The following is a 21,780-nucleotide window of genomic DNA, read 5'->3' as shown; positions in this document are numbered from 1 at the left end:
TCTCAGTGGCCGCCCGCGGGCTGGTGGGCGTGCTGGTCGGCGTGGCCGGCGTGGTTGGCCTTGTTGGCGGCGGCGATCACCTGCGTCAGCATCTGGTGCAGGTGCTGGAGATCGCTCAGTTCCATTCCCAGGCGCCCGACGATCGCCGGGGGGATTTTCTCGGCCTCGTCGCGCAACCGCCGCCCGGCCGGGGTGAGGGTCACCGCGAGAGAACGTTCGTCGCCGCTGGCACGCAGACGCTGGACGAACCCGTTGGCCTCCAGGCGCTTGAGCAGCGGCGAGAGCGTGGCGGGCTCCAACTGGAGCAACCGGCTGAGGTCCTTGACCGACAACGGCGCGTGTTGCCACAACGCCAGCATCACCAGGTATTGGGGATGGGTCAGCCCCATCGGCTCCAGCAGGGGGCGGTAGACCGCGATCACACTGCGCGACGCGACGGCCAGGGCGAAGCACACCTGATTCTCCAGGGCCAGCGGGTCAGGAATGTCGCCAAGATCACTCAAGGGGCACCTCCGTGGGCAGCGGACTGTCATGCTATAACAATTAGTGTGCAAATAGTTAGTGGACTAACTATATGGCGCCGGTGTCCGTCACCGGCGCCGCCCCTCGTCGCCGGAGAGAGATGTCATGATCCGCTCCAACGTGCTGGTCGACGCCGCCCGAGCCCTGGAGCGTCTCGACGACTCCGGCGTCCGCTCATCGGCCGAGCACGGCTCGCCCGTGCGCACCCCCGTAGAGCGCGGATTCACCGCCTCCTGACACCGCCGCCGGCTTCGCGACGCGGGGCCGTCGGCCGGATGAGTTTCCACCCGACCATAGGGGACTGTCTGTCATGCCGCTGAGAAGGAAGTCGCTGGAGGAGCGGATCGCCGATCGTCAGGCGCGACGACCTCCGCTGCGCGAGGGGAAGGACTTCGAGCACGGACCCGCCAAGTTCGTGTTCATCTTCCTCATCGTGTTCGTCGTGGTGGCCCACTTCGTCGGCCTCGTCGTTCTCATGATGCTGGACCTCGTCTAGGTCCTGTCTCCCCGGCGCACATGCGGTCCCGGCCGCCTCCGCATCGGCCGGTGGCCGGGCGTGCCGGCTCCCCATGGACGCGGTCCGCGGCCGGGCCTAGTTCCGCGTCAGGCGGCGTTTGCCCTGTTCGACGCTGGCGCCTTCGAGGGCGTGGCGGGTGCATGGTCATGCAGCGGCCGTGCACGGCGAAGCCCTGGCTGATGTAAGGTCGCGCCATGCCACGTACGGACAGAGCGTCGCGGGTGATCGCTGCGCCACCCGATCGCGTCTGGGCTGCACTCGTCGATCGCGAGGCGCTCATGGCATGGCTTCCTCCAGATGGTATGACCGGTAGGTTCGAGCGATTCGATGCCCGGCCGGGCGGGTCGTACCGGTTGGTGCTGACCTATTCCGACGCGTTTGGTGCGCCCGGCAAGGCGACCGCGGATTCCGACGTCGTCGAGGCTCGCTTCGTCGATATCGTCCCCGGCGTGCAGGTCGTGCAGGCGGTGGACTTCGTCTCCGATGATCCTGCCTTCACCGGCACGATGACCATGACCTGGGAGGTCACCGCTGTCGAAGCGGGGGCGCGCGTCGACATAGTTGCCGAGGACGTCCCGGACGGCATCTCTGCGGAGGACCACGCCGCGGGGCTTGCCTCTTCCCTGACGAATCTCTCCGCCTACGTTGAGCACTAGGGCCTGTTTCAGAAGTGGATCAGGTTGCGGCTCCTCCCGCTGGATGATCCCTGCTGTGATGGCAGTCCACTTCGGGGCTGGGATCCTGGAGTCGCCGTTTGGGCGGGAACGGGAGAGTCGGAAGGACGAACGAACCGATGAGACACGACTACATCCCGCTTAAAGCGGAGACCGAAGGCGGCGAGCTCATCGTGGAACCGTCGGAGGACGCCCTCTACGAGATGATCACCGAGCTGACCACGCCCGATAACACCTTCGTCATCGTCGAACCCGACGAAGATGACCCCGCCTGGTTCGCGTCTGTATCTCTCCTCGATGACGGTACCTACGAGGTCGAATACCGGGATACCGTCCGCAGACGACACCAACTCAGCATCGGAACCGACCCTGACCGCATCGCCCGCGATGCGGTCATCTGGGTTGCTGACACCGCCCGAGCGCACAGAGCCCTCAGCGGACATCAATCCTTAGCCGACTTCTGAAACAGGCCCTAGTCGAACGCCGGCAAGTGGCGCTCCCGCGCCCGGGTCAGGTGCTCCCGCATGGCGCTCTCGGCGCCGTCGGGGTCCGCAGCCTGGATGGCGGCGGCGATGCGCCGGTGCTCCTCGAGGGTCGCGCCCGCCTGGGCGTAGGGGAAGTAGCGCCGGTGCAGGTGCAGGTGTGCGTGCAGCCGGTCGATGCCGTCACGGAGCAGATCGTTGCCGGAGGCCTCGGCGACGAGGTCGTGGAAGCGGGCGTCGAGCGCCGTGAACGCGGCGTGCCAGCCGTCCGGGTCGTCCTCCTCGGACGCGACCGTCGTGGCCGCCTCGGCGGAGATGGCCTCCCGGCGCGCGGCGTCGGCCCGTTCCGCGGCCCACCGGGTGGAGGCGCACTCCAGCAGCAACCGCATCTCGAACATCGCGTCGAACTCGGCCCTGGTCAGCAGCGGGCTGACCGTGTAGCCGGCGAGGGGGCGCTTGCGCACGAGGCCGTCCGACTCGAGGCGGGCCAGCGCCTCGCGGATCGGAGTGGGTGACACCGCGAACTCGCGGGCCAGCGCGTCGATGTTGATCCGGTCACCGGGGGACAGCCTGTGCTCGAGCACCAGGCTCTTGAGCGCCTCGTAGACGTCCCCGCCCAGCGTCGAACGCCGGAAGCTGATCGGTTCTGGGCGTGGCATCGGGATCCCTTCCGGCAGTGGCCCCATGGATGCGAGAGCCGGAAATATCCTATAGGATCTACGATGATGCAAAAGGGGTGATTGTGATCAGGAGAGGACTGGGGTCAGGCCGGCGGAATGACTGATCAAGTCGCTCGTCCCCCATGGTCACCACGCGCTCGGCGCCCAGCCGGTCACGTCTCAGCGAGGAGCTTCGTTGCCCACGATCAGTCATGTCGAGGCGTACCTCGTCGACCTTGAGGTCGAGACCGTGCGCACCGACGCGGTCCAGTCGTTCCTGAAGCAGGAGACCGTCTTCGTCGAGATCAGGACCGACGACGGCGGCGCGGGAACCGGTTACTCCTACACGATCGGCACCGGCGGCACGGCCGTGCTCGCCCTGCTCCGCGACTACCTGTTGCCGCGGCTGCTCGGCGCGGACCCCCGGAGGGTGGAGGCGGTCTGGCACGACCTGTTCGCCGCGACCCGGGCCACCACGGTGGGCGCGATCACGTCGCTGGCGCTGGCCGCCGTGGACACGGCGCTGTGGGACTGGCGGTGCCGCGACGCGGGTCAGCCGTTATGGGTCCTCGCGGGTGGTGCGAAGGACCGCATCCCGCTGTACGACACCGAGGGCGGCTGGCTGCACCTCGGCACCGACGAGCTGATCGCCGGCGCGAAGGCGAGCCAGGCCGCGGGCTGGCGCGGCGCGAAGCTGAAGATCGGCCGGTCGCCGGTGGAGGACGCCGAGCGGCTGGCCGCCGTGCGCGCGGCCGTGGGGCCCCACTTCGACCTGATGCTCGACGCCAACCAGTCGCTCACGGCGGCCGAGGCCGTACGGCGGGCGAGGCTACTGGAACCGTCCGACCCGTACTGGTTCGAGGAGCCGCTGCCCGGCGACGACGTCTCGGGGCACGAGGTGCTGGCCGCGGCGAGTTCGATCCCGGTCGCGGTCGGCGAGTCGCTGTACTCGGTGGCGCAGTTCCGCGAATACCTGCACCGGAGGGCGGCGGGCATCGTCCAGGTCGATGTGGCACGCATCGGCGGGATCACCCCCTGGCTGAAGGTCGCGCACCTCGCCGAGGCGTACAACGTGCCGGTCTGCCCGCACTTCCTGATGGAGCTGCACGTGAGCCTGTGCTGCGCCGTGCCGAACAGCGGCTATCTGGAGCACATCCCGCAGTTGCGGGCGATCACCCGCGGGGAGATCGAGGTGGTGGACGGGCAGGCCCTGGCGCCGTCCGCCCCAGGCCTCGGCATCGAGTGGGACCGCGACGCGATCGACGACCGACGGGTGGGATGAGCACGCGGTCCGCGACGGCGACGGAGGCCTCGCCGTACGGACCGCCGGGCCGGTGATCAAGAGTCCGCGCGACTCACTACGATCACACGTGACCATCCGCACCCGGGCAGGAATCAGGAGTCCCCGTGGCCTGGCGCGACCGCGTCCGCACCGTAGTGGAAGCCCCGCGAACCCAGCACGTGATCACCGTGGTGATCTTGATCAACGCGGCGACGCTGGGGCTGGAGACGTCTCCGGCCCTGATGAGCGCCCACGGCGGCCTGCTCACGGTCGTCGACCATCTGGCCCTGTACGTCTTCGTGGCCGAACTCCTGGCCAAGGTGTACGTCTACCGGATGGAGTTCCTGCGCGACCCGTGGAACATCTTCGACAGCGTCATCATCGCGACCTCTCTGCTGCCGCATTCGGGTGAGCTGTCGGTGCTCCGCGCGCTGCGGATCATGAGAGCGCTGCGGCTGATCTCCGTGGTGCCCAGCCTGCGCCGTGTCGTCTCGGCGCTGCTCGCCGCCGTGCCTGGCATGGCCTCGATCGCCGTGCTGCTCAGCCTGGTCCTCTACGTCGCCGCGGTGATCTCCACCAAGCTGTTCGCGGCCACCACCCCGCACTACTTCGGCGACCTGGGCACCTCGTTGTTCACCCTGTTCCAGGTGATGACCGGGGAGGCGTGGTCGGACGTCGCCCGCGAGGTCATGGCCGTCCATCCGGCCGCCTGGATCTTCTTCGTCGTCTTCATCCTGATCTGCACCTTCGTCGTGCTCAACCTGTTCATCGCCGTCGTCGTGCGGGCGATGGAGGACGACCACGCCAGGGAGGCCGAAGCGGACCGCCAGGCCGAGCAGCACACCCTCGAGGGCGTCATGGCGGAGCTCAGGGCCTTACGGGCGGAACTTCGCGACTCGCGGCAGGAGCAGGAAGGGGCGGCGCTCAGCCGGTAGGGCCTCCAGGACACCGATGAGGCGGTCTACATCCCTTCAGTCCTGATCGGCCAGCCGGCGGTGAGCCCGCCGTCCACCGTGATGACCTGTCCGGTCAGATAGGGGCACGCGTCGGACGCGACCAGGGCGATGGCGGCCGCGATCTCGTCGGGGCGGCCGAAACGGCGCAGGGGGATGACCTCCAGCACCGACGACCTCACCTCGTCGGTGCCCGTGGTCCGCTGCATCATGGCGGTCTCGATGTATCCCGGGGCGACGGCGTTGACGCGGATGCCCGACGCGGCTCCTTCGAGAGCCGCCACCTTCGTCAGGCCGATGACGGCGTATTTGCTGCCGACGTAGACCGAGGCCGAGGGCAGTCCGATCTCGCCGTAGATGGACGTGAGGTTGACGATGCTTCCGCCTCCCTGGGCCGCCATCACCCGGAACTCGTGCTTCATGCTCAGCAGCGTGCCGAGCACGTTGGTGTCGAAGGTGCCCGCGTAGCTCTCCGGGGTCTGCTCGGCGATCGGGGCGACCCGGCCCTCCGTCCCCGCGTTGTTGACGGCGACGTCAAGCCGGCCGAACCGCTCGACCGCCTGATCCACCAGGCCTTCGACGTCCGCTTCGTGGCGCACGTCGGCGCGGACGAACATCGCCTCCGTGTCCAGTGCACGCAGTTCGGCGACGAGGGCCTCGCCGGCGTCCTCGTGCCGTCCCGAGACGACGAGTTTCGCGCCGTTCTCCGCGAAGGTGAAGGCGGCCGCGCGGCCGATTCCGGTCAGTGCGCCGGTGATGAGTACGACGGGAATGGCCATGGCCGTGGTCCCTCATTCGTCATGCACCCCGGCCGCCGGGCGGACCGGGCGTGCGGCAGTGGACGAGCCGGGAGACCCGGCCCGGGTCTGAGTCGACCTGCCCGATGTTGCCCGCGAGGTCGTGCATGCCAACCCCGCTTGCCGAAATAGTGCGAAACCATGACGAACTTCTGCTCATTCGGGGACAGCGGTCGGAGATCGGCGCGACCGAAGTGGCCGGCGTTCTTCGCGAGGATTCCGGCCGGGAAGACGCGGACGGCCCGGCCGGTTGAGGGGAGCGGGCCCGCCGTACGAGTGCGGCGGCGGCCCGCCAGAGAGGAAGGGAAGCGGTGTCCTACGAGGAGTTCCAGCGCGGTCAGATGTTCTTCGACGCCAAGGATTACGCCGAGGCGAGCCGGATCCTCGCGCCCGTCGCCGAGGGGGAGCCGGGCAATCGCGCGGTCGTCGAGCTGCTGGGCCGCGCGTATTTCCACAGCGCCCAGTTGGGCCGCGCGGAGGACGCCTTCCGGAGCCTGGTCGAACTCGACCCGGTGAACGGCTGGGCGTACGAGGCGCTGGCCCGGACGCTGGAGCGCCGCGGCCGGGCGGACGAGGCGACGCGGTACCGCAAGATCGCCCTGGCCATGGGGACGGAGGAGACCCGGGAGATCGAGGTGTCCGTGTCCGCCGCGGACCTGGTCATCGGGGGCTGAGAGCCTCTCCGGAGTCCTCGCGCGAGGCCGGTGCGTCCGAGGGGCTCCCGGCCTCCTGAGGGGCGGGGGTCGGGGGCCTTCTAATGTGTCCCGTATGGAACTCAGCGGAACAATCACCCCTGACCGGCCCCTGCTCGTCCTCGCCGTCCAGCATGAGGCGCAGTTCCTGGACGGCGGCCTCCCGGTGCTGCTCACGGGCATAGGGAAGGTCAATGCGGCGTCCGCGCTGGCCGGGGTGCTCGCCAGAGGCCCCCTCCCGTCCGCCGTGATCAATCTGGGGACCGCCGGAGCGCTCCGTCCCGGCTGGACGGGCATCCACGAGGTGAGCACGGTGTTCCAGCACGACCTCGACACGGACGTCCTGCGCAGCCTCACCGGCGAGACCTACGGAGCCCCCCTGACCCTGTCCGCCGAGGGGCCCGTCCTCGCGACAGGCGACTCCTTCATCGCCGACGACACTGCGCGGGACGCGCTCGCCGCCCGCGCCGATCTGGTCGACATGGAGGGATACGCCCTGGCCTCCGTGGCCCACGAGGCGGGCGTGCCCGTCCGCCTGGTCAAGCATGTCAGCGACGACGCGGGGGAGGGCGCCGTGAAGACCTGGCGCGAGTCCGTCGCCGACTCCGCCCGCGCCCTGCACGACTGGGTGGTCAAGAACATCCTCTGACCCCGCGCCGCGAGCGCGCGGATCACGATTCCCCCGCCGGCTTCCCCACAGACCGATCAGACGTCGGAAACGGAAGGGGAGAAGAGTGAATCTCGAACCAGAGCGGGTTACGGGTTCCACGCGAACGTCACGACGGCTCAGGAGGGCCGTGCCACTGGTGGCGCTCGTCGTGGCCGCCACATCGGCGGGGGCACCGGCGGCAGGCGCCCAGACGGGCGGCACGGCGACGGCACCGGTCCCACTCCCGGGCTGCCCGTCGCCCGGACCGGTGAAGCCCACGGTGGTCCTGGTCCACGGCGCGTGGGCCGACGCCTCCAGCTGGAACGGCGAGGTGAGATCTCTGCAGCGGGCGGGCTACACCGCGCGGGCCGTGGCCAATCCGCTCCGGAACCTCGATTCGGACGCCGAGACCGTCGCCGACTTCCTGAAGACCGTCTCCGGACCGATCGTGCTCGTCGGGCACTCCTACGGAGGCTCGGTGATCACGAACGCCGCGGCGGCCGTGCCGAACGTCAAGGCCCTGGTGTACGTCGACGCCGCGGCCCCCGACGTCGGCGAGACGAACGGTCAGCTCAGCGGCTCCGACTCCGACCTCAACAAGGACCCGGCCACCCTTTACGACAAGGTGCCCTATCCCGGAGCGCCCGCGGGGGCCGCCGACCTCTACCTCAAGAGGAGGGTCTTCGTCCGGTCGTTCGCCTCGGACCTGCCCCGGCGCACCGCCGTACGCCTGTGGGCCACCCAGCGGGCGGCCTCGACGAGCGCGTTCACGACGCCGTCGAAGGCCGCGGCGTGGAAGACGATCCCGTCCTGGTACTTCATCAGCACCGGCGACCGGATCATCACCCCGTCCTCGGAACGGGCCATGGCCCGACGGGCCGGCTCGAAGGTCACCGAGTTCCAGGGCGGCTCCCATCTGACGCTGATCTCGCACCCGGAGGCCGTGACGTCCGTGATCGGATCCGCCGTCTGCTCCGTGCGCTGACGCCCGGTCCACCGCGTCCGGACGCTTTGTGCGGCCTTGACCTGCGGTTTCCTACGCTGGCCCGCATGAGGAACGCTCTTGGTGATTTCCTCCGGGCGCGGCGCCGGAGCACGTCTGTCGACGAGCTGGGATTGCCGGACGGCGGCGACCTCCGCCGGACGCCGGGGCTGCGCCGCGACGAGGTGGCCCTGCTGGCCGGTGTCAGCCTCGACTACTACACGAGGCTGGAGCAGGGCAAGCAATGCCGCCCGTCGGAGCAGGTGCTCGACGCCCTGGCACAGGTGTTCCACCTCGACCGCGAGGCGACCGAGCATCTTCACCACCTCGCCCGTGCCCGGCCGGGTGACCGTGGAATCGATGGCGAGGACACCCAGGTTGACCCGTATGTGCTGCGGCTCATGAACGAGTGGGACCACGGACTGGCGAACGTGCTGAACCGCCGGACGGACGTGCTGGCCCGGAACTGGCTGTCCGCCGCTCTCGCCGAAGGGTTCACGCACACCGACAACTTCATGCGCATGCTCTTCCTCAGCCCGCAGGCCCGCACGTACTGGCCGGAGTGGGAGCAGGAGGCCTGTTCGATGGTCGCCCATCTGCGCGCCGTCATGGGGGCGGACCACGACGATCCCTCTCTGCTCCAGTTGGTGGAGGAGGTCTCGGCGGGCAGCGAGGACTTCCGACGGATGTGGGCCCGTCACGACGTGCGTTTCAGGCGCCACGACGTCGTCCGCCTGCGCCATCGCCTTGTCGGAGAGGTCACCCTCCGGATTGAGATGTTCTCCGTCGACAGCGCCCCGGGCCAGCGTCTCTGCACGCTTCAAGCGGCGCCGGGCAGTCCCTCCGAGGAGGCTCTGGCCAAGGTCAGCGCCATGAGGCCACGTGAGCCCGCGTTCCGGTGATGCGCCCCGTTCACTTGGGGCCGAAGTGACCACTCACGTGACCGAGCAGGAGTCGATGATCAGCGAAAGGAGCGGCGGTACGCGGCCGGAGTGGTGCTGAGGGCGTTGTGGAACCGGCGGCGCAGGTTCACCGCGGACGAGAGGCCGACGCGCTGGGCGATCGTCTCGACCGGGAGGTCGGTCTCCTCCAGGAGCGCGCGGGCGCCCGCGATGCGCCGGTCGAGGAGCCAGCGGCCGGGAGAGATGCCGAGTTGCTCCGAGAAGTGGCGGCTGAGGGTGCGCGGCGACGTCCCCGACCAGGCGGCCATGTCCTCCAGGGTCAGCCGGCGGTCCAGGTTGGCGGTGGCCCAGTCGAGCAGCGGGGCGAGGGAGTCGGGGAGCGGCCCGGCCGTCGGCAGCGTGGGGAACTGGCGCTGGCAGCCCTCCCGGTGTGGTGCGGCCGCGAGCTGACGGCCGATCCGCATCGCCAGTGCGGCGCCGTGTTCGCGCCTGACCTGGTTGAGGCACAGGTCGATGGTGGTGGCCGTGGCGCCCGCGGTCGCGACGTCGCCGTGATCGACGTACAGCACGGTGGCGTCGGCGCGGACCTTCGGGTACCGCCGGGCCAGTTCGCCGGTGAGCTCCCAGTGGGCGGCGGCCGTGCGGCCGTCCAGAAGGCCCAGGCTCGCCGGGATGTGGATGCCCGAGCAGATCCCGACGATGCGCGCGCCCCGGGCGTGGGCGGCGAGGACGGCGTCGCCGAGTTCGGCGGAGATGTCCGGTCCGGGGCACCAGTTCGCGATGAGGATGGTGTCGGCCTCCGCCAGGGCCTCCAGTCCGTCGGTGACGAGGATGTCGGCGCCCATCGTGGTCGCGATCGGCCCCGGCCGTTCGGCGCAGAGCCGGAAGTCATAGAGGTGGGGGATGTCGGGGCCCTGGTAACCGAACACGGCCGACGCGCAGGTGACCGGGTACATCTCCTGCGGCGAGCCGACAAGGGCGACCACTCGGTGCTTCATGGCAGGAATGTACTCAATGATGTCGTAACGGACGCCTGTGCGGGGCCGGCCGCATCTCCAGGATGAGTGGTCATGGAGATCGCCGCATGACCACGACCCTCGACTGCGAAGCGCCGTCGATCGCTCGGAAGACGCTCTGGACCAGGGATTTCTCGCTCTACTTCGCCGCCCGGGTGGTGTCGCTGCTGGGCGACGCGATGTTGCCGGTCGCGGCGGCTCTGGCGGTCGGGGCGATCTACGGGGTCTCGGGTGTGGGGTACGTTCTCGCCGTCTGGACGGCACCCTTCGTCTTGTTCGTTCTGTTCGGCGGGGTCTTCGCCGACAGGCTCGGCGCGCGGACGATGATGGTCGGCGCGGACCTGGTCCGGATCGTCACCCAGGGCGTGCTCGCCGTCGCCTTCTTCGTCGGAGCGCCCCCGATGTGGCTGCTGCTGTGCGCCTCGTTCCTGTCCGGTACGGCCGCCGCGATGTTCGAGCCCGGCGGCAAGGGCATGGTCCCGCTCGTCGCGGAGGACCCGCAACGCGCCAACGGCACCCTCAAGATCGCCGAGGCGGCCACGCAGCTCGGCGGTCCCGTCCTGGCGGGGCTGCTGATGGCGCTGACCGGCGCGGGGACGGTCTACGCCTTCGACGCGGGCACCTTCCTGGTGAGCGGCCTCTGCCTGGCGCTGATCAGGTTCGCTGCCGCTCCCGGTGCCGGTCCCGATCCCACATCCGGTGCCGCGGCCGGGGAGCCCTCGACGGTTCTGCTCGACCTCCGGCGCGGCTGGGTGGAGTTCCGCTCGCGCAGCTGGATGTGGTCCGTGATCCTGGTCTGGGTCTTCTTCGGCATGCTCGTCTTCGGTCCCTACATCCCGCTGGGCTCCCGGCTGATCGGCGACCGTCTCGGCGACGCCGCGTACGGCTGGGCGATGGCGGGTCTGGGCGCCGGCACCGTGATCGGAGGCTTCGTCGCGATCCGCTTCCGGCCCGTCCGCCCGCTGGCCGCGGGGGGCGTCGCCATGATCGGGTTCATGTGCATCCCCCTGTCGGCCGCTCTGGAGCTTCCGCTCCCCGCGGTGATGGCCGGCCACCTGATCGGCGGAGCCTCCTGGGCCTTCTGGTCGGTGATGTGGTCGACCAGCGTGCAGACCCAGGTGGCCCCCGACGTCCTCAACCGCGTCACCGCCTACGAGGTGGCCGGTTCGGTCTCCGGAGTGGCGGTGGGCCAGGCCCTCGTGGGCCCGGTGTCCGCGGTCGTCGAACCCCGCGACCTGCTGTTCCTCTCGGCGGGAGTCAGCGCCGCGGTGTGCGCGGCGCTGTTGCTCATCCCGCCGATCCGAAGGCTCCGACGGGTGTGACGGACCCGGCTCGCGGGGGTGCCGGGGCGCGGCCGATCCCGGCCGCGCGCCGGACGGGCGCCGGTCAGATCGCCGTGGTCTGTGCGGGCAGTGCAGGTCGCGTCAGGACGCCGTGGTCCGTGCGGGCCACGGTCAGATCGCCGCGCGCCCGCCGTCGACCGAGAGCGTTGCCCCGTGGATGTTCGAGGCGTCGTCGCTGGCCAGGAACACCACGGCGGCGGCGACCTCGGCCGGCGTGCTCGCCCGCTGGGAGGGCATCGCCGCGATCATCGACGCCAGGCGATCCTGAATGCCGGAGATCTTCTCGGTGAGGGTCGGACCGGGGGCGACGGTGTTGACCCGGACCCCGGCCGGCCCGTATTCGGCCGCCCACGACTTGGTCAGCGAGTGGATGGTCGCCTTGGTGGCGCTGTAGAGGGCGGAGTGGGCCGAGCCGAACAGGCCGTTGATCGAGCCCATGTTGATGACGGTCCCGCTGCCGCGTGCGGCCATCTCCGGGGCGATGAGGCCGGTGAGCAGGAAGGCGGCCTTCACGTTGACCCTCAGCGCCTGATCGATCAGCTCTTCCTCGACCTCCGCGGTCGGCGCCGGGTCGATCAGCAGCGCGGCGTTGTTCACCAGGATGTCGAGCCTGCCGCCGGCAGCCTCGCTCGCCGCGTCGGCGAGCTCACGGATCGCGGCCGCTCCCCGGCCGAGATCGGCGGCGACGAACGTGGCCCGTCCCCCTGCCTGCTCGATCGAGCCGACGGTCTGCTTTCCCCCTTCCGCGTTGCGGCCGGTGACGATGACGTGCGCCCCTTCCGCCGCGAGGGCCTGGGCGATCGCCACTCCGATGCCGTCGGTGGAGCCGGTCACCAGTGCGGATCGGCCGTGCAGTCGTGCGGTCATGTGCTGCTCCCCGATAAGAGTCGAAATGGATCCGAAATGGACAGCTCGAACGTCGCACCATAAAATTGGACCGGCAAGTCCAGTCGAGAGGGTGTGCGGTGTGGTCCGGGAGTTGACCCCCAAGGGCAGTGCGACGCGGCAGCGGATCATCGAGGGGGCCGCCGCGGAGATCCGCGAGCTCGGCGTCGTCGCCACCACGCTGGACGACGTGCGGAGAAGGACGGGCACGAGCAAGAGCCAGCTGTTCCACTACTTCCCCGGCGGCAGGGAGGAACTGCTCCTCGCCGTGGCGCGGTACGAGGCCGACCGTGTCCTGACCGACCAGCAGCCACAGCTGGGGGACCTGACGTCCTGGCGCGCCTGGGAGGAATGGCGCGAGGTGCTGGTCGAGCGCTATCGCCGGCAGGGCTGGCACTGCCCGCTGAGCGCGGTGGTCGCACAACTCGGCCGCAGCACTCCGGGAGCTCAGGCGGTCGTCACCGAGATGCTCGACCAATGGCAGGCGGAGATCGCCGAGGGTGTGCGCGCCATGCAGGCGCAGCACGAGATCGACCCCGAACTCGACGCGGACGAGGCCGCCGCCGCGCTCCTGGCCGGCATCCAAGGGGGTGTCATGATCATGCTCTCGACCGGCCGGCTCACCCATCTGGAAGCCGCGCTCGACGTGGCCATCCGGCACCTTCGTGAAACCAGCGCGGCGGGAAGTGTCCGGGCAAGCGGCTAACGTGCGGTCTGTCATCCGCATGCCGGACGGGAACGGTCGTCGTCCCGGGTGAAGGCAGGTTCACGCCGGAGGGAACGCCGTGATCGCAAGTACGCCTGTCGCCCGCTGGACCTGGGGCCGCGACGACGATTCCGCGGACGCCCTCGTCCGGTGCCTGCGCGATCTGCTGGCCGCGTATTCCGTCCTGGCAGCGCACCGGCTCGTGATCGGTGAGCCGAAGGTGCTCCTTACCGTCGCGGAGTCGGGCACGTCGAACAGCCACCTGTTCAGGGGCGAGCTCGCGGCCGCCGGGACACAGGGCTTGGGCGAAGCCGATCGGCTTGCCCGCGAGGTCGCGACCGGCCTCCGCCCCGGAGAGATCGGTGCCGTGGACGCCTCCGCCGACTGCGCCGGCATGCTCGTGGGCGAGACGGAAGAGGTTCCGCAGGCGGGCCTGTTCCGGCTCGGGGCCTCCGCGTTCGCCGGCTTCGCCGGCACGGAACTGGTGACGTTCTCAGACGCCTGGATGCTGTACGACCTCAAAGGGCGTCCCCAGCCCGCCCTGCACGTGGCGAACGCCCCGCGGCTGTCCGCAGCCCTGCGCGAGCTCTCAGAGGTGCTCGGTTCGGAGACCGATCCGGAGGATTCGACCTACTTCGGCAAGCCGACCGAGACCGGTGTCGACAACTTCTTCGATGACGACGGCACCGCGTCCGACGTGTGGACCGGCTTCGAGATTCCGTATCGGAACCGGGTGTTCCACCACACGCCCGGCTTCGCGGCGGGCTACAGGCGCTCGGCCGACGGCGAGGTGCAGTACGTCCCCGTGCACGGCGAGCACGGGGTGCTCGGGTACCGGGCCGGACTCCTGTGGTTGGAGCGCCTGAGCTCCGCGCACGAGGACGGCCTGGCCCCCTCCCGCGCGCTCGCCGAGCTGGCCGGGCTCTCGGCGGAGGAGCGACCCGGCACGCTTCACTTGACCTCGCTGCGCGAGCTCGCGAGCGGGAACTGAGACCGGGCTCATCCCGTACGCGCCCGGGAAGCCGTCGCCGACCCGTGCGAGCCGGCGAAGGCCTGGCTCGACACAGGTCGGCATGTCCGGGGAGAGCCGTCAGGTCTCAGTGGCGATGGTGGTTGTCGGGCTGTGCGGGGTCGCCGGGGTGCTCCAGCCCGGGCACCAGGCGGAGCCGGTGTGCCCGGGCGTGGTCGAGCCAGCGGACGAAGGCCAGACGCCGGGCCGCGTCGAGCAGCCGGTCGCCGGGCTCGGGCGGGTTCCCGGGCTCCCGCGTGCCGAGGAGGGTGACGGTGAGACCGTCGACGGTCACGGTCTGCCCGGGCTCGGTTTCGGCGAGCGCGGCCGCGAGCCGTGCCGGCAACGTGCCGGGGGCCGCGTCGAAGTCGCCGTCCGCCGTGGACAGCCGCCACTCGGGCTCGGCCGGGGGCCGGGCCGTCGCAGCCGCGTAGGCCGCGGCCTGTTCCCCGGGCACCGTCACGTCCGCGGTCACCGCCGCGTAAACGGCTCGTACGGCGCCGCTGCCCTCGAAGGCGGCGGCGGTGATCGAGCCGAGCTCGACGGCGGCGCGCTGGTCGAGACGTACGGGCGGAGCCCCGCCGCCCGTGTCGAGCCCTCGCTCGGCCGCCTCCGCCTCGCACAGCAACTCGGTCAGCATGACCTGGGCGACCCAGCGCGTGAGCTGCCGGTCCTCGGCGCTGCCGGGCTCCGGCAGCGCCGAGGACCGCGGCCCGCCGCGCAGGGCGGCGAGCCGGCGGTCGAGATCGGCCCGCGGGAGCGGCCGGCCGTCGAGCCAGCCGAGCACGGGGCCGACGCCCGGCGCGGACGGTTCGCCGTCCGCGGGGGACGCCGCGTGCGCGTGGCGGTGCCCATGACCGTGCCCGGCGGGCGAGGCCGTGGGGGACGCGTACCCATGACCGCGGCCCACGGCCTCGGAGGACACCTCGTCCCCGGAGCTCACGGGCGAGGCCGCGTGCGCCGGACTCATGGGGCCACGACCAGCTCGACCGTCGGGGCGTACTGGCAACGGCCGAACCACATCACCTTGGCCAGCGCCCAGTAGGCGCCGGGGTCGGCGTCACGCGGCACCGTCACGTCGAACGCCGCCGTGTCCGTCGCGCCCGCGGCGAGGGTGAACCCGCGTACCGGAGCGGTGACCGCGTCCCACGTACCCCAGGGCGACACGACCTGGAGCTCTCCGCGGATCTCGCCCCGGGTGCGGTTGGCGAGGGTCACTTCGAGCACCGCGTGGCCGCCGGGAGCGACCCGCACGGTCGTGGAGACGACGTCGACCGACAGTCCCGTGTCCCGTCCGGTCGTGGCCGTCGTCCCCTGCGCCGCCGCCCAGTCCTCGGGGATGTCGCCCGGCACGGGCAGGAACGCGGGAAGGTCGCCGACCGCGATCGTCACGACGTCCTCGATGCTCTGGCCGTCGTGGTCGATGCGGGCGGCGAGGAAGTACAGCCCCGGTTCGGTTCCCGCGGGCGGCGTCAGCGTCACCGGGAACCGCACGTGACCGTCGGGCTCGAGCCGGTACGGGCGACGGGCCGGGGTCACCGACCACCCGTCCGGGGCGATCAGCTCGGCGGTGCCCTCCACCGGAGCGTCCCGCAGCTGCGAGGCGATCACCACCGACGCCTCGACGGGCTCGCCGTCCGTGCGGAGCAGGCCGGGGGAGACCGCCACGGACACGGGCAGGTAGCCGATCGGGGCGGGACCGCGGTTGTGCAGCCAGTACCGCGCGTGGACGGGCTGGGCGGCCTCAGCCGACGGGCCCAGGGAGCCGTCGCCCCGGCGGGCCGACGCCGGCACGCCGACGACGGTCGCGACCTCGCTCCCGGAGAGCTCGACGGCCCCCGTGAGCGGCTCGCCCCGGCGCTCGAGCAGGTCGGCGGCGTACATGCCGGTGAAGGCCAGCGCCCCGCCGAGTGTCGCGGCCGACCCCATGCCGGTCGACTCGACGAGGCGCAGCGTGACGCCGCGTGCCGGGTCCTGCGGGTCGGCGGAGCCGCGGGCGATGGGATCGCCGCTGGGCTTCACCGTGCCGAGGAGCACCTCACGGGCGGGCTCGACCCGTACGTACGACCGTGTGGCGGGCAGCGACCCCTCGTGGGTGCCGGCGACGCGGGCGTACAGCGGGTGGTTGAACTCCTGCCCCTGCGCGGGCAGGGTGACCGCGCGCCAGTCGCCGTCCCCCGAGACGAGCGCGTAGGAGAAGTCGTGCGTCCAGTGCTGCAACTGGAAGGACGTGCCGTCGGGGGCGGTGCGCTTGGGCGGGTCGATCCACACGCCCGAGGGCCAGCCGGTGCACGAGCGCATGAGCGACAGGTGCAGGGCGCCGGTCGGGTCGACGGCGAACCCGGGCAACCCGAACGTCAGCAGGGCGACCGTGTGATCGGTGAGCACCTCCGACGACGGGATCGGCCGCGGGGAGACCGCCGAGACGCGGGCGTCCGCGAGGTCGTCCGCCAGGGCCGCGACATCGGTGACCACGAGGGCGGGCAGCGCCCGCAGGTCGCGCAGGTCGGCGTTGGGCTGCCACATCTCGTGCAGCGGCTTGTCCGCGGGGACCCAGACGCGGCCGTGCGCGGCCAGCGTGGCGGCGTAGTCCGCGCCGGCGCGCTCGAGCAGGTCGCGGGTGGCCTCGTTGGCCTCGGGCCCGCCGATCAGGACGCGGAAGTCCGGCAGGTTGGAGTCGACGTCGAGCCAGCCGTACCTGGCCCATTCGGCGCTCGCGGTCGTCGCGGTCACGCCGACCTTGGCCAGGGCGACCACCAGGTCCCGCGCGGCGGGGGCGTCGGCGAGCGACGGCACGACGACCTCGGCGACGCCGAGCGCGCGCTCACCCAGCGACGTGCCGTCGGGGTCGGTCAGCGAGACGCGGGCGGTCGAGCTGAGCCCGAACCAGGTGTTCGCCGGGTTGTCGAGCGTCCACGGCGCGTCGGCGACGTCCACGTCCGGCAGGGCGAAGCCCCGTCCGACGACGGCGTCGGCCACCTCGCTCACGGGCAGCGCGCCCGGCAGGTCGACCGGGAACCGCACCCGCAGCAGCCGGTCGGCGCCGGCGTGGTCGACGACGCGGGTGGCGCAGTCGACCCGGTCGACGCCGTGCCACAACGTGACGGTCTGCCGGTAGTTCAGGCCGTCGACGGTGCCGGTGACGACGAGGCGCGAGCCCAGCGGGCTCGTCTCGGCCCGGACGGTCGCGGGGGAGCCGGCGGAGCCGACGACCGGCCCGCGCGGCACCAGGTGCCACGGGCCCTCGCCGAAGTCGGGGTGCGCCGAGTACTCCTCGTACACCCGCAGCTCGTTGGCGACGTGGCCGTCGCGGACCAGCTCGCGGCCGGACGCCTTGTCGTAGACGCTGTTCAGGCCGCCGCCCCTGGCCGAGTCGGCGCTCACGCGGTAGCGCGCGTTCTCGATGGCCTCGCCGTCGACCGGGGTCCACGCGGGCTCGGCCGAGGAGGCTCCCGGCAGGAGCCGCCACGTGCGCCAGCCCATGGCCGGCACGGCGTCCGCGAAGAACCGCAGGGTGCCCCGGTCGATCACGCACGCCACCTCGGCGCCCGTGTCGTCGACGACGCGCCCGCCGTCGACGTCCTGCGGGAGCCGTACGGTGACCAGGGCCGAGCGATCGAACGACAGCGTGTTCGCGACGACGAGGGGGACGCCGTCGCCGGTCGTGTCGATCCGGCCCGCGAGGGCGTCGAGGGCGGTGTCCCGCACGGTCGCGGCGAGGTCGTGCGCCTCCCGCCAGCCGGACAACAGGTCGATGTAGACCTGGTCGGACTCCGAGCCGGTGATCGCGTCGTGGTGGGCGCCGTAGGCGAGCTGGCGCCACACCTTGTCGAGCGCCGCGCCGGGGTAGGCCCCGAGCCCCTCCAGCGCCGCGAGGGTGGCGAGCTTCTCGGCGTCGACGGCGGCGACCTCGCCCGCCCGCTGGGCCTGCTTCGTGTCGATGTACGACACGTCCTTGCCGGTATAGATCGGGTTCATGTCCCGGGTCTGCGGGCTCGGCCTGCGGCCGGTCGCCTCCAGCTCGGCCCGGACGGCGTCGAGGAAGTCGCGCGGTGTGCCGCAGACGAACCTCGGCCACACGTACTTGGCGGCCCACGAACGGTGGATCTCGGTGACCCACTTGTTCGGCGGCGTGTAGTCGGTGCCCACCGGCAGCAGCAGGTTCTTCGTGGCCCCGACCGGCTTGATCTTGGCGTACAGCTCGTAGACGGCCTGCTCCGCCGACTCCAGGTCGGGGGAGGAGTCCATCCACCAGCCGGCGGAGTAGTGGTGCGGCATGAAGTGGGTGAGCACCCCGCGGCCGGACGGAGAGATCCACTCGAACTCGCTCGGGAACTGCATGACCCGCGCGTCGTTCTTCGACTCGCGGAAGTTCTTCTGGATCGGCCCCCACTGGTGGAACGGCCCGCGCGCCCACGCCGAGCCCGTCAGCCCCGCGGCGTCCAGATAACCGGGGAACTGCGGGTCGTGGCCGAAGACGTCGAGCTGCCAGGCGGTCTGCGGGTCGCCGCCGAGGATGTCCCGCTGGTAGCCGACGCCGTAGACGATGTTGCGGATGGTCGTCTCCGCGCCGGTGAGGTTGGTGTTCGGCTCGTTGTACGTGCCGCCGACCAGCTCGACCTGGCCGCGCTCCATCAGCAGGCGCAGGTCGGCCCGGCGCTCGGGGTGCAGGTCGAAGTACGGCTTCAGGTAGTCGATCTCCGCCAGCACGAACTTGTAGACCGGGTCGCGCAGCGCCAGGTCGAGGTGCGCGTCGACGAGCGCGAAGCCGTTGCGCTCCCACAGCGGGCGCGTGGTCGCGTCGCCGGACAGCAGCTCCCACGGCGAGGTGTAGGCCGCCTGGGTGTTCCACCAGACCGGGTCGTAGTGGAAGTGCGAGACCAGGAACATCGTCCAGCCGGGCTCGGCCACGGTGACGACGGCCTCGGCGCTCGCCTCCCCGGCCGTCACGGTCACGGGCAGCTCGGCCCCGGCCGCCGCGCCGGCGATCTCGAGGGGGACCTCGACCGGTCCCGTGCCGGTGGCCTCGCCCGAGACCCCCGGCCCCGCGACGGTGACGAGGACCGGCGGTCCCTCGATCGTCACACGGAGCACCTGTCGTGGCGCGTCCTCCGTGCCCACGAACAGGTCGGTGGATTCCACGGCGGTGATGGTGACCGGCACGTGCGTAGGTCCTTTCTATCGGTGAGCCGGCCGCCCCCAGCGGGGACGGCCGGCGGGTGCTGCGGGGGTCAGGCTCCCCAGGCCTCGAACTCGTTGATGCGGGCCGCGGGGTCACTGCCTTGTGTGGGCTTCGTGACGTTCAGGCGAACGTACCGCGCGCTGACAGACACAGGAGAGGTGGTGATCGCCGACGTGTTGCCGGTGACCGTCACAGCGGTGGTCCACGGGTCGGTGGCCGAGGAGCGGACCTGGATGGTGTAGTCGCTCGTGTTCGACGACGCCCCCTCGCCTCCCGCCTCGGCGTGCTTCACCACGAACCGGTTGAGCGAACGCACCGATCCGAGGTCGACCTCCAGCCACTTGTCGGCGGTCAGCGCGCACCACTTGTCGGCCACGTTGCCGTTGACGGCCTTCTCCGGGCCCTCACCGGCGTTGCACATGCTCGACGCGGTCGCCGGCTGGTCCAGCGCCAGGTTCGTCTCGGTCGGCGGCGTCCCGGTCCACGCCACCGTCGTCCTGGCGGCGTGGGACCGGCCGTACTCCGTGGAGACCGCCTCGACCTCGATGGTCGTGGACGTCTCCGCGCCCGCCCGGTCGAGCCGCGGCACGAAGTAGACGGTATTGGGGGTTGCCCCGAGGTAGGTCCGGGTGCCGTCGGCGTTGCGCCGGTACACGTCGTAGTGGTGAATCGACCCGTGGGCGGACGGCTTCCAGGACAGACGCAGCGACTTGCGGGTCGCCGTCACGTCCGCCGTGCCGAGCACGGTCGCCTTCGTCGGCGGGGCCGGGCGCTCCACCGGGCCGTCGTACACCGCGATCTGGCCGACCCGCACGTCGTAGGAGTCGACGGTCGTGGGCGCGGAGGCCTGCAGTCCGATCTGCGCGATCGTCCGGCCGGCGAACTTCGACAGGTCGAGCGTCTTGCGCTCCCACCCGGCGCCGCTCGTCGGGCCGAGGTCGAGCGTCGTGAACGTCGTCGGCGCGTCGGCGAAGGCGACCGCCGCCTTCAGGTGTGTCTCTCCCGCGGCGGGGGTCTTCACCACGACCGACAGCTTGGTACGGCGGGCCAGCGGCAGCTTGGTCTCGTAGAGCCGGACCGTGTTGGCGGTGTCCAGTTTGCCGGTCAGCCGAAGCGACGAGCCGCCCTCGTAGGCGTCGCCGAAGTCGAGCGACGGGGTGAGCCTGGAGCCGTCGGACGTCACCAGCCAGCGGTAGGTCGGCAGCACGTCCTGCAGGGAGAGGTTGTTCCAGCCGCCGGTGCGCACGCGCACGCCGCCGACGTTGTAGAAGTCGCCCTGGCCGGTGTTGAAGCCGGTGACGAACGGCTTGGCCGTGATCGGCGTCGACTCGGCGGCGTAGGTGGCCAGGCCCTTCCACGACGAGGTGGTGGCGGTGTTCGAGGGGTCGGCGTTGGCGCCCACCCAGTAGCGCGAGTCCCTCTTGTAGAAGTCGGAGCGGCTGGTGGACGACTTCCACGTCCACTCCGGCCGGTAGAGGCCGAGCGAGGTGACGTGCGGCTGTCCCGGCGGGAACAGCGCGTCCCACGAGACGAAGGTGTTGTATCCGTTCGCCTCGGTGTCGATGCCGGAGTACAGGTCGTACTCGCTGCGGCCGAGCGCCCGGGCGGCGTCCCGCGAGGAGGACAGACCGGACGCCGACCACCAGAAGTTGAGGAACATCGAGTCCGACACCTTGGCCGGGTCGGACAGGAACGCGTCGTTGGCGGGGGTGAGCGCGTTCTGCCAGTTGACCTGGCCGTTCTCGGTCATCGCGTCGTACCACATGAAGTCGACCGACCGGCTCTTGCCCTTGGCGTACTTGACCAGGTCGCGCATCGACGTCGCCAGCGCGGTGTCCCCGCCCTCGGTCTCCTGGTTGATGAACCAGCCGTCGAACCCGTAGTACTTCGCGACCTCGACGAGCTTGTCGGCGACGGGGAAGTTCGAGCCCGACTTCTGCGTGAAGTCCTTGACCCACTGCAGCTGCCCGCCGTACACGCCGGGCGGGAAGAAGACCGTGCCGTAGACCTTGACGCCGTTGCGGTGCGCGGCGTCGATGACCGTGGCGTTCGGCGCGAGGATCAGGCCCTCACTCGCCGACCCGCCCCAGAAGACCAGTGTGTCGACGTACTGCCAGTAGCCGAACGCGTAGTAGTTGGCGTCGAGCGACCCCTGGGAGGGGTTGTTCGAGGTGGGCGCGAAGGAGACCAGCGACGCCACGCGGCCCTCTCCGGCGCGGGCGTTGGCGTTGGCCTTCAGCGCCGGGTCGGTGGTCCGCGGCCGGAGGGGCACCTGTGACCGGTTGAACTTCGCGTCGGGATCCGCGGCCGGGTTCCAGTCGAGGATCGTGTTCGGGTACCAGTACGAGGCGTACGGCTGGGCGCCGCTGCCGCCGGGCGCCGCGGGCCCGTGGTGAGACGTGGAGCGGGCATCGGCGGGCCCGGCACCGAGCGCGGTGCCGAGCGCGGTTGTCGTCAGGGCCGCGCAGAGCACGGCCAACAGACGTCGTCGCATGTGGGGGGTTCCTTCCCTATGGCGGGGACGGGGC

Annotated in this window: 21 protein-coding genes; 13 read left to right on the top strand and 8 right to left on the bottom strand. The window is 71.0% G+C overall.

What is annotated here, in order from left to right; translation table 11 throughout:
* Positions 1–2: 2 nt before the first annotated feature.
* Entirely contained in the window at positions 3–503 is a 501-nt protein-coding gene (locus Pph01_RS07255) for a MarR family winged helix-turn-helix transcriptional regulator (protein ID WP_239116496.1), read from the bottom strand.
* 124 nt (positions 504–627) lie between these two features.
* On the opposite strand from Pph01_RS07255, the gene Pph01_RS43260 reads away from it, so the two are divergent.
* The 4 genes from Pph01_RS43260 to Pph01_RS07240 all read left to right on the top strand — a co-directional run bounded on the left by Pph01_RS43260 (position 628) and on the right by Pph01_RS07240 (position 2,177).
* Positions 628–759 carry a hypothetical protein gene (locus Pph01_RS43260; protein ID WP_275412802.1) on the top strand — a complete coding sequence of 44 codons (132 nt, stop codon included), beginning with the start codon at positions 628–630 and terminating at the stop codon, positions 757–759.
* A gap of 73 nt (positions 760–832) precedes the next feature.
* Positions 833–1,018 carry a hypothetical protein gene (locus Pph01_RS07250; protein ID WP_204072173.1) on the top strand — a complete coding sequence of 62 codons (186 nt, stop codon included), beginning with the start codon at positions 833–835 and terminating at the stop codon, positions 1,016–1,018.
* 215 nt (positions 1,019–1,233) lie between these two features.
* A complete protein-coding gene (locus tag Pph01_RS07245; protein WP_204072172.1) occupies positions 1,234–1,695 on the top strand; it encodes an SRPBCC family protein in 462 nt (153 codons plus the stop codon).
* Positions 1,696–1,832: 137 nt separating this feature from the next.
* Positions 1,833–2,177, top strand: a complete 345-nt coding sequence (locus Pph01_RS07240; protein WP_204072171.1) for a hypothetical protein — start codon at positions 1,833–1,835, stop codon at positions 2,175–2,177.
* Positions 2,178–2,185: 8 nt separating this feature from the next.
* On the opposite strand, the gene Pph01_RS07235 is transcribed toward Pph01_RS07240, so the two are convergent.
* Complete coding sequence (locus Pph01_RS07235) at positions 2,186–2,854, bottom strand: GntR family transcriptional regulator (RefSeq protein WP_204072170.1); 669 nt, start codon at positions 2,852–2,854, stop codon at positions 2,186–2,188.
* Positions 2,855–3,050: 196 nt separating this feature from the next.
* Here Pph01_RS07235 and Pph01_RS07230 point away from each other — a divergent pair, with 196 nt between their 5' ends.
* Both Pph01_RS07230 and Pph01_RS07225 read left to right on the top strand, forming a co-directional pair.
* Positions 3,051–4,136, top strand: a complete 1,086-nt coding sequence (locus Pph01_RS07230; RefSeq protein WP_204072169.1) for a mandelate racemase/muconate lactonizing enzyme family protein — start codon at positions 3,051–3,053, stop codon at positions 4,134–4,136.
* Between the two features lie 125 nt (positions 4,137–4,261).
* Positions 4,262–5,071: an ion transporter gene (locus Pph01_RS07225; protein ID WP_204072168.1), complete on the top strand. Its 810-nt coding sequence runs from the start codon at positions 4,262–4,264 to the stop codon at positions 5,069–5,071.
* A gap of 26 nt (positions 5,072–5,097) precedes the next feature.
* On the opposite strand, the gene Pph01_RS07220 is transcribed toward Pph01_RS07225, so the two are convergent.
* Complete coding sequence (locus Pph01_RS07220) at positions 5,098–5,868, bottom strand: SDR family NAD(P)-dependent oxidoreductase (protein WP_204072167.1); 771 nt, start codon at positions 5,866–5,868, stop codon at positions 5,098–5,100.
* Between the two features lie 359 nt (positions 5,869–6,227).
* Between Pph01_RS07220 and Pph01_RS07215 the strand changes: the two genes are divergently transcribed.
* The 4 genes from Pph01_RS07215 (at position 6,228) to Pph01_RS07200 (ending at position 9,111) form a co-directional block, all read left to right on the top strand.
* Positions 6,228–6,560, top strand: a complete 333-nt coding sequence (locus tag Pph01_RS07215; RefSeq protein WP_204072308.1) for a tetratricopeptide repeat protein — start codon at positions 6,228–6,230, stop codon at positions 6,558–6,560.
* Positions 6,561–6,654: 94 nt separating this feature from the next.
* Complete coding sequence (locus Pph01_RS07210) at positions 6,655–7,227, top strand: nucleosidase (RefSeq protein WP_204072166.1); 573 nt, start codon at positions 6,655–6,657, stop codon at positions 7,225–7,227.
* Positions 7,228–7,375: 148 nt separating this feature from the next.
* On the top strand, positions 7,376–8,212 hold the full coding sequence (locus Pph01_RS07205; RefSeq protein WP_204072165.1) for an alpha/beta hydrolase: 837 nt from the start codon (positions 7,376–7,378) through the stop codon (positions 8,210–8,212).
* Positions 8,213–8,277: 65 nt separating this feature from the next.
* Positions 8,278–9,111 (top strand): helix-turn-helix transcriptional regulator, encoded by an 834-nt coding sequence (locus Pph01_RS07200; RefSeq protein ID WP_204072164.1) that lies wholly within the window; start codon positions 8,278–8,280, stop codon positions 9,109–9,111.
* 59 nt (positions 9,112–9,170) lie between these two features.
* On the opposite strand, the gene Pph01_RS07195 is transcribed toward Pph01_RS07200, so the two are convergent.
* A complete protein-coding gene (locus tag Pph01_RS07195) occupies positions 9,171–10,109 on the bottom strand; it encodes a GlxA family transcriptional regulator (RefSeq protein ID WP_204072163.1) in 939 nt (312 codons plus the stop codon).
* A gap of 86 nt (positions 10,110–10,195) precedes the next feature.
* Here Pph01_RS07195 and Pph01_RS07190 point away from each other — a divergent pair, with 86 nt between their 5' ends.
* Complete coding sequence (locus Pph01_RS07190; protein ID WP_204072162.1) at positions 10,196–11,449, top strand: MFS transporter; 1,254 nt, start codon at positions 10,196–10,198, stop codon at positions 11,447–11,449.
* 132 nt (positions 11,450–11,581) lie between these two features.
* On the opposite strand, the gene Pph01_RS07185 is transcribed toward Pph01_RS07190, so the two are convergent.
* A complete protein-coding gene (locus Pph01_RS07185) occupies positions 11,582–12,337 on the bottom strand; it encodes an SDR family NAD(P)-dependent oxidoreductase (RefSeq protein WP_204072161.1) in 756 nt (251 codons plus the stop codon).
* Between the two features lie 100 nt (positions 12,338–12,437).
* Between Pph01_RS07185 and Pph01_RS07180 the strand changes: the two genes are divergently transcribed.
* Both Pph01_RS07180 and Pph01_RS07175 read left to right on the top strand, forming a co-directional pair.
* The gene (locus Pph01_RS07180) at positions 12,438–13,061 is read left to right on the top strand and encodes a TetR/AcrR family transcriptional regulator (protein ID WP_204072160.1); all 624 of its coding nucleotides are present in this window, start codon (positions 12,438–12,440) and stop codon (positions 13,059–13,061) included.
* Between the two features lie 79 nt (positions 13,062–13,140).
* Positions 13,141–14,052, top strand: coding sequence for a hypothetical protein (locus tag Pph01_RS07175; protein ID WP_204072159.1), 912 nt, complete (start codon positions 13,141–13,143; stop codon positions 14,050–14,052).
* Between the two features lie 106 nt (positions 14,053–14,158).
* Here the strand turns inward: Pph01_RS07175 and Pph01_RS07170 are convergent, their stop codons facing one another.
* The 3 genes from Pph01_RS07170 to Pph01_RS07160 all read right to left on the bottom strand — a co-directional run bounded on the left by Pph01_RS07170 (position 14,159) and on the right by Pph01_RS07160 (position 21,746).
* Complete coding sequence (locus Pph01_RS07170) at positions 14,159–15,040, bottom strand: DUF7158 domain-containing protein (protein ID WP_204072158.1); 882 nt, start codon at positions 15,038–15,040, stop codon at positions 14,159–14,161.
* On the bottom strand, positions 15,037–19,233 hold the full coding sequence (locus Pph01_RS07165; RefSeq protein WP_204072157.1) for a glycoside hydrolase family 38 N-terminal domain-containing protein: 4,197 nt from the start codon (positions 19,231–19,233) through the stop codon (positions 15,037–15,039). The genes Pph01_RS07170 and Pph01_RS07165 overlap by 4 nt, the downstream gene beginning before the upstream one ends.
* 68 nt (positions 19,234–19,301) lie before the next feature.
* Positions 19,302–21,746, bottom strand: a complete 2,445-nt coding sequence (locus Pph01_RS07160) for an endo-beta-N-acetylglucosaminidase (protein WP_204072156.1) — start codon at positions 21,744–21,746, stop codon at positions 19,302–19,304.
* Positions 21,747–21,780 lie beyond the last annotated feature (34 nt).

The sequence above is a fragment of the Planotetraspora phitsanulokensis genome (assembly GCF_016863295.1).
Lineage (GTDB): Bacteria > Actinomycetota > Actinomycetes > Streptosporangiales > Streptosporangiaceae > Planotetraspora > Planotetraspora phitsanulokensis.
This window is presented reverse-complemented; position numbering and strand designations above follow the sequence as displayed.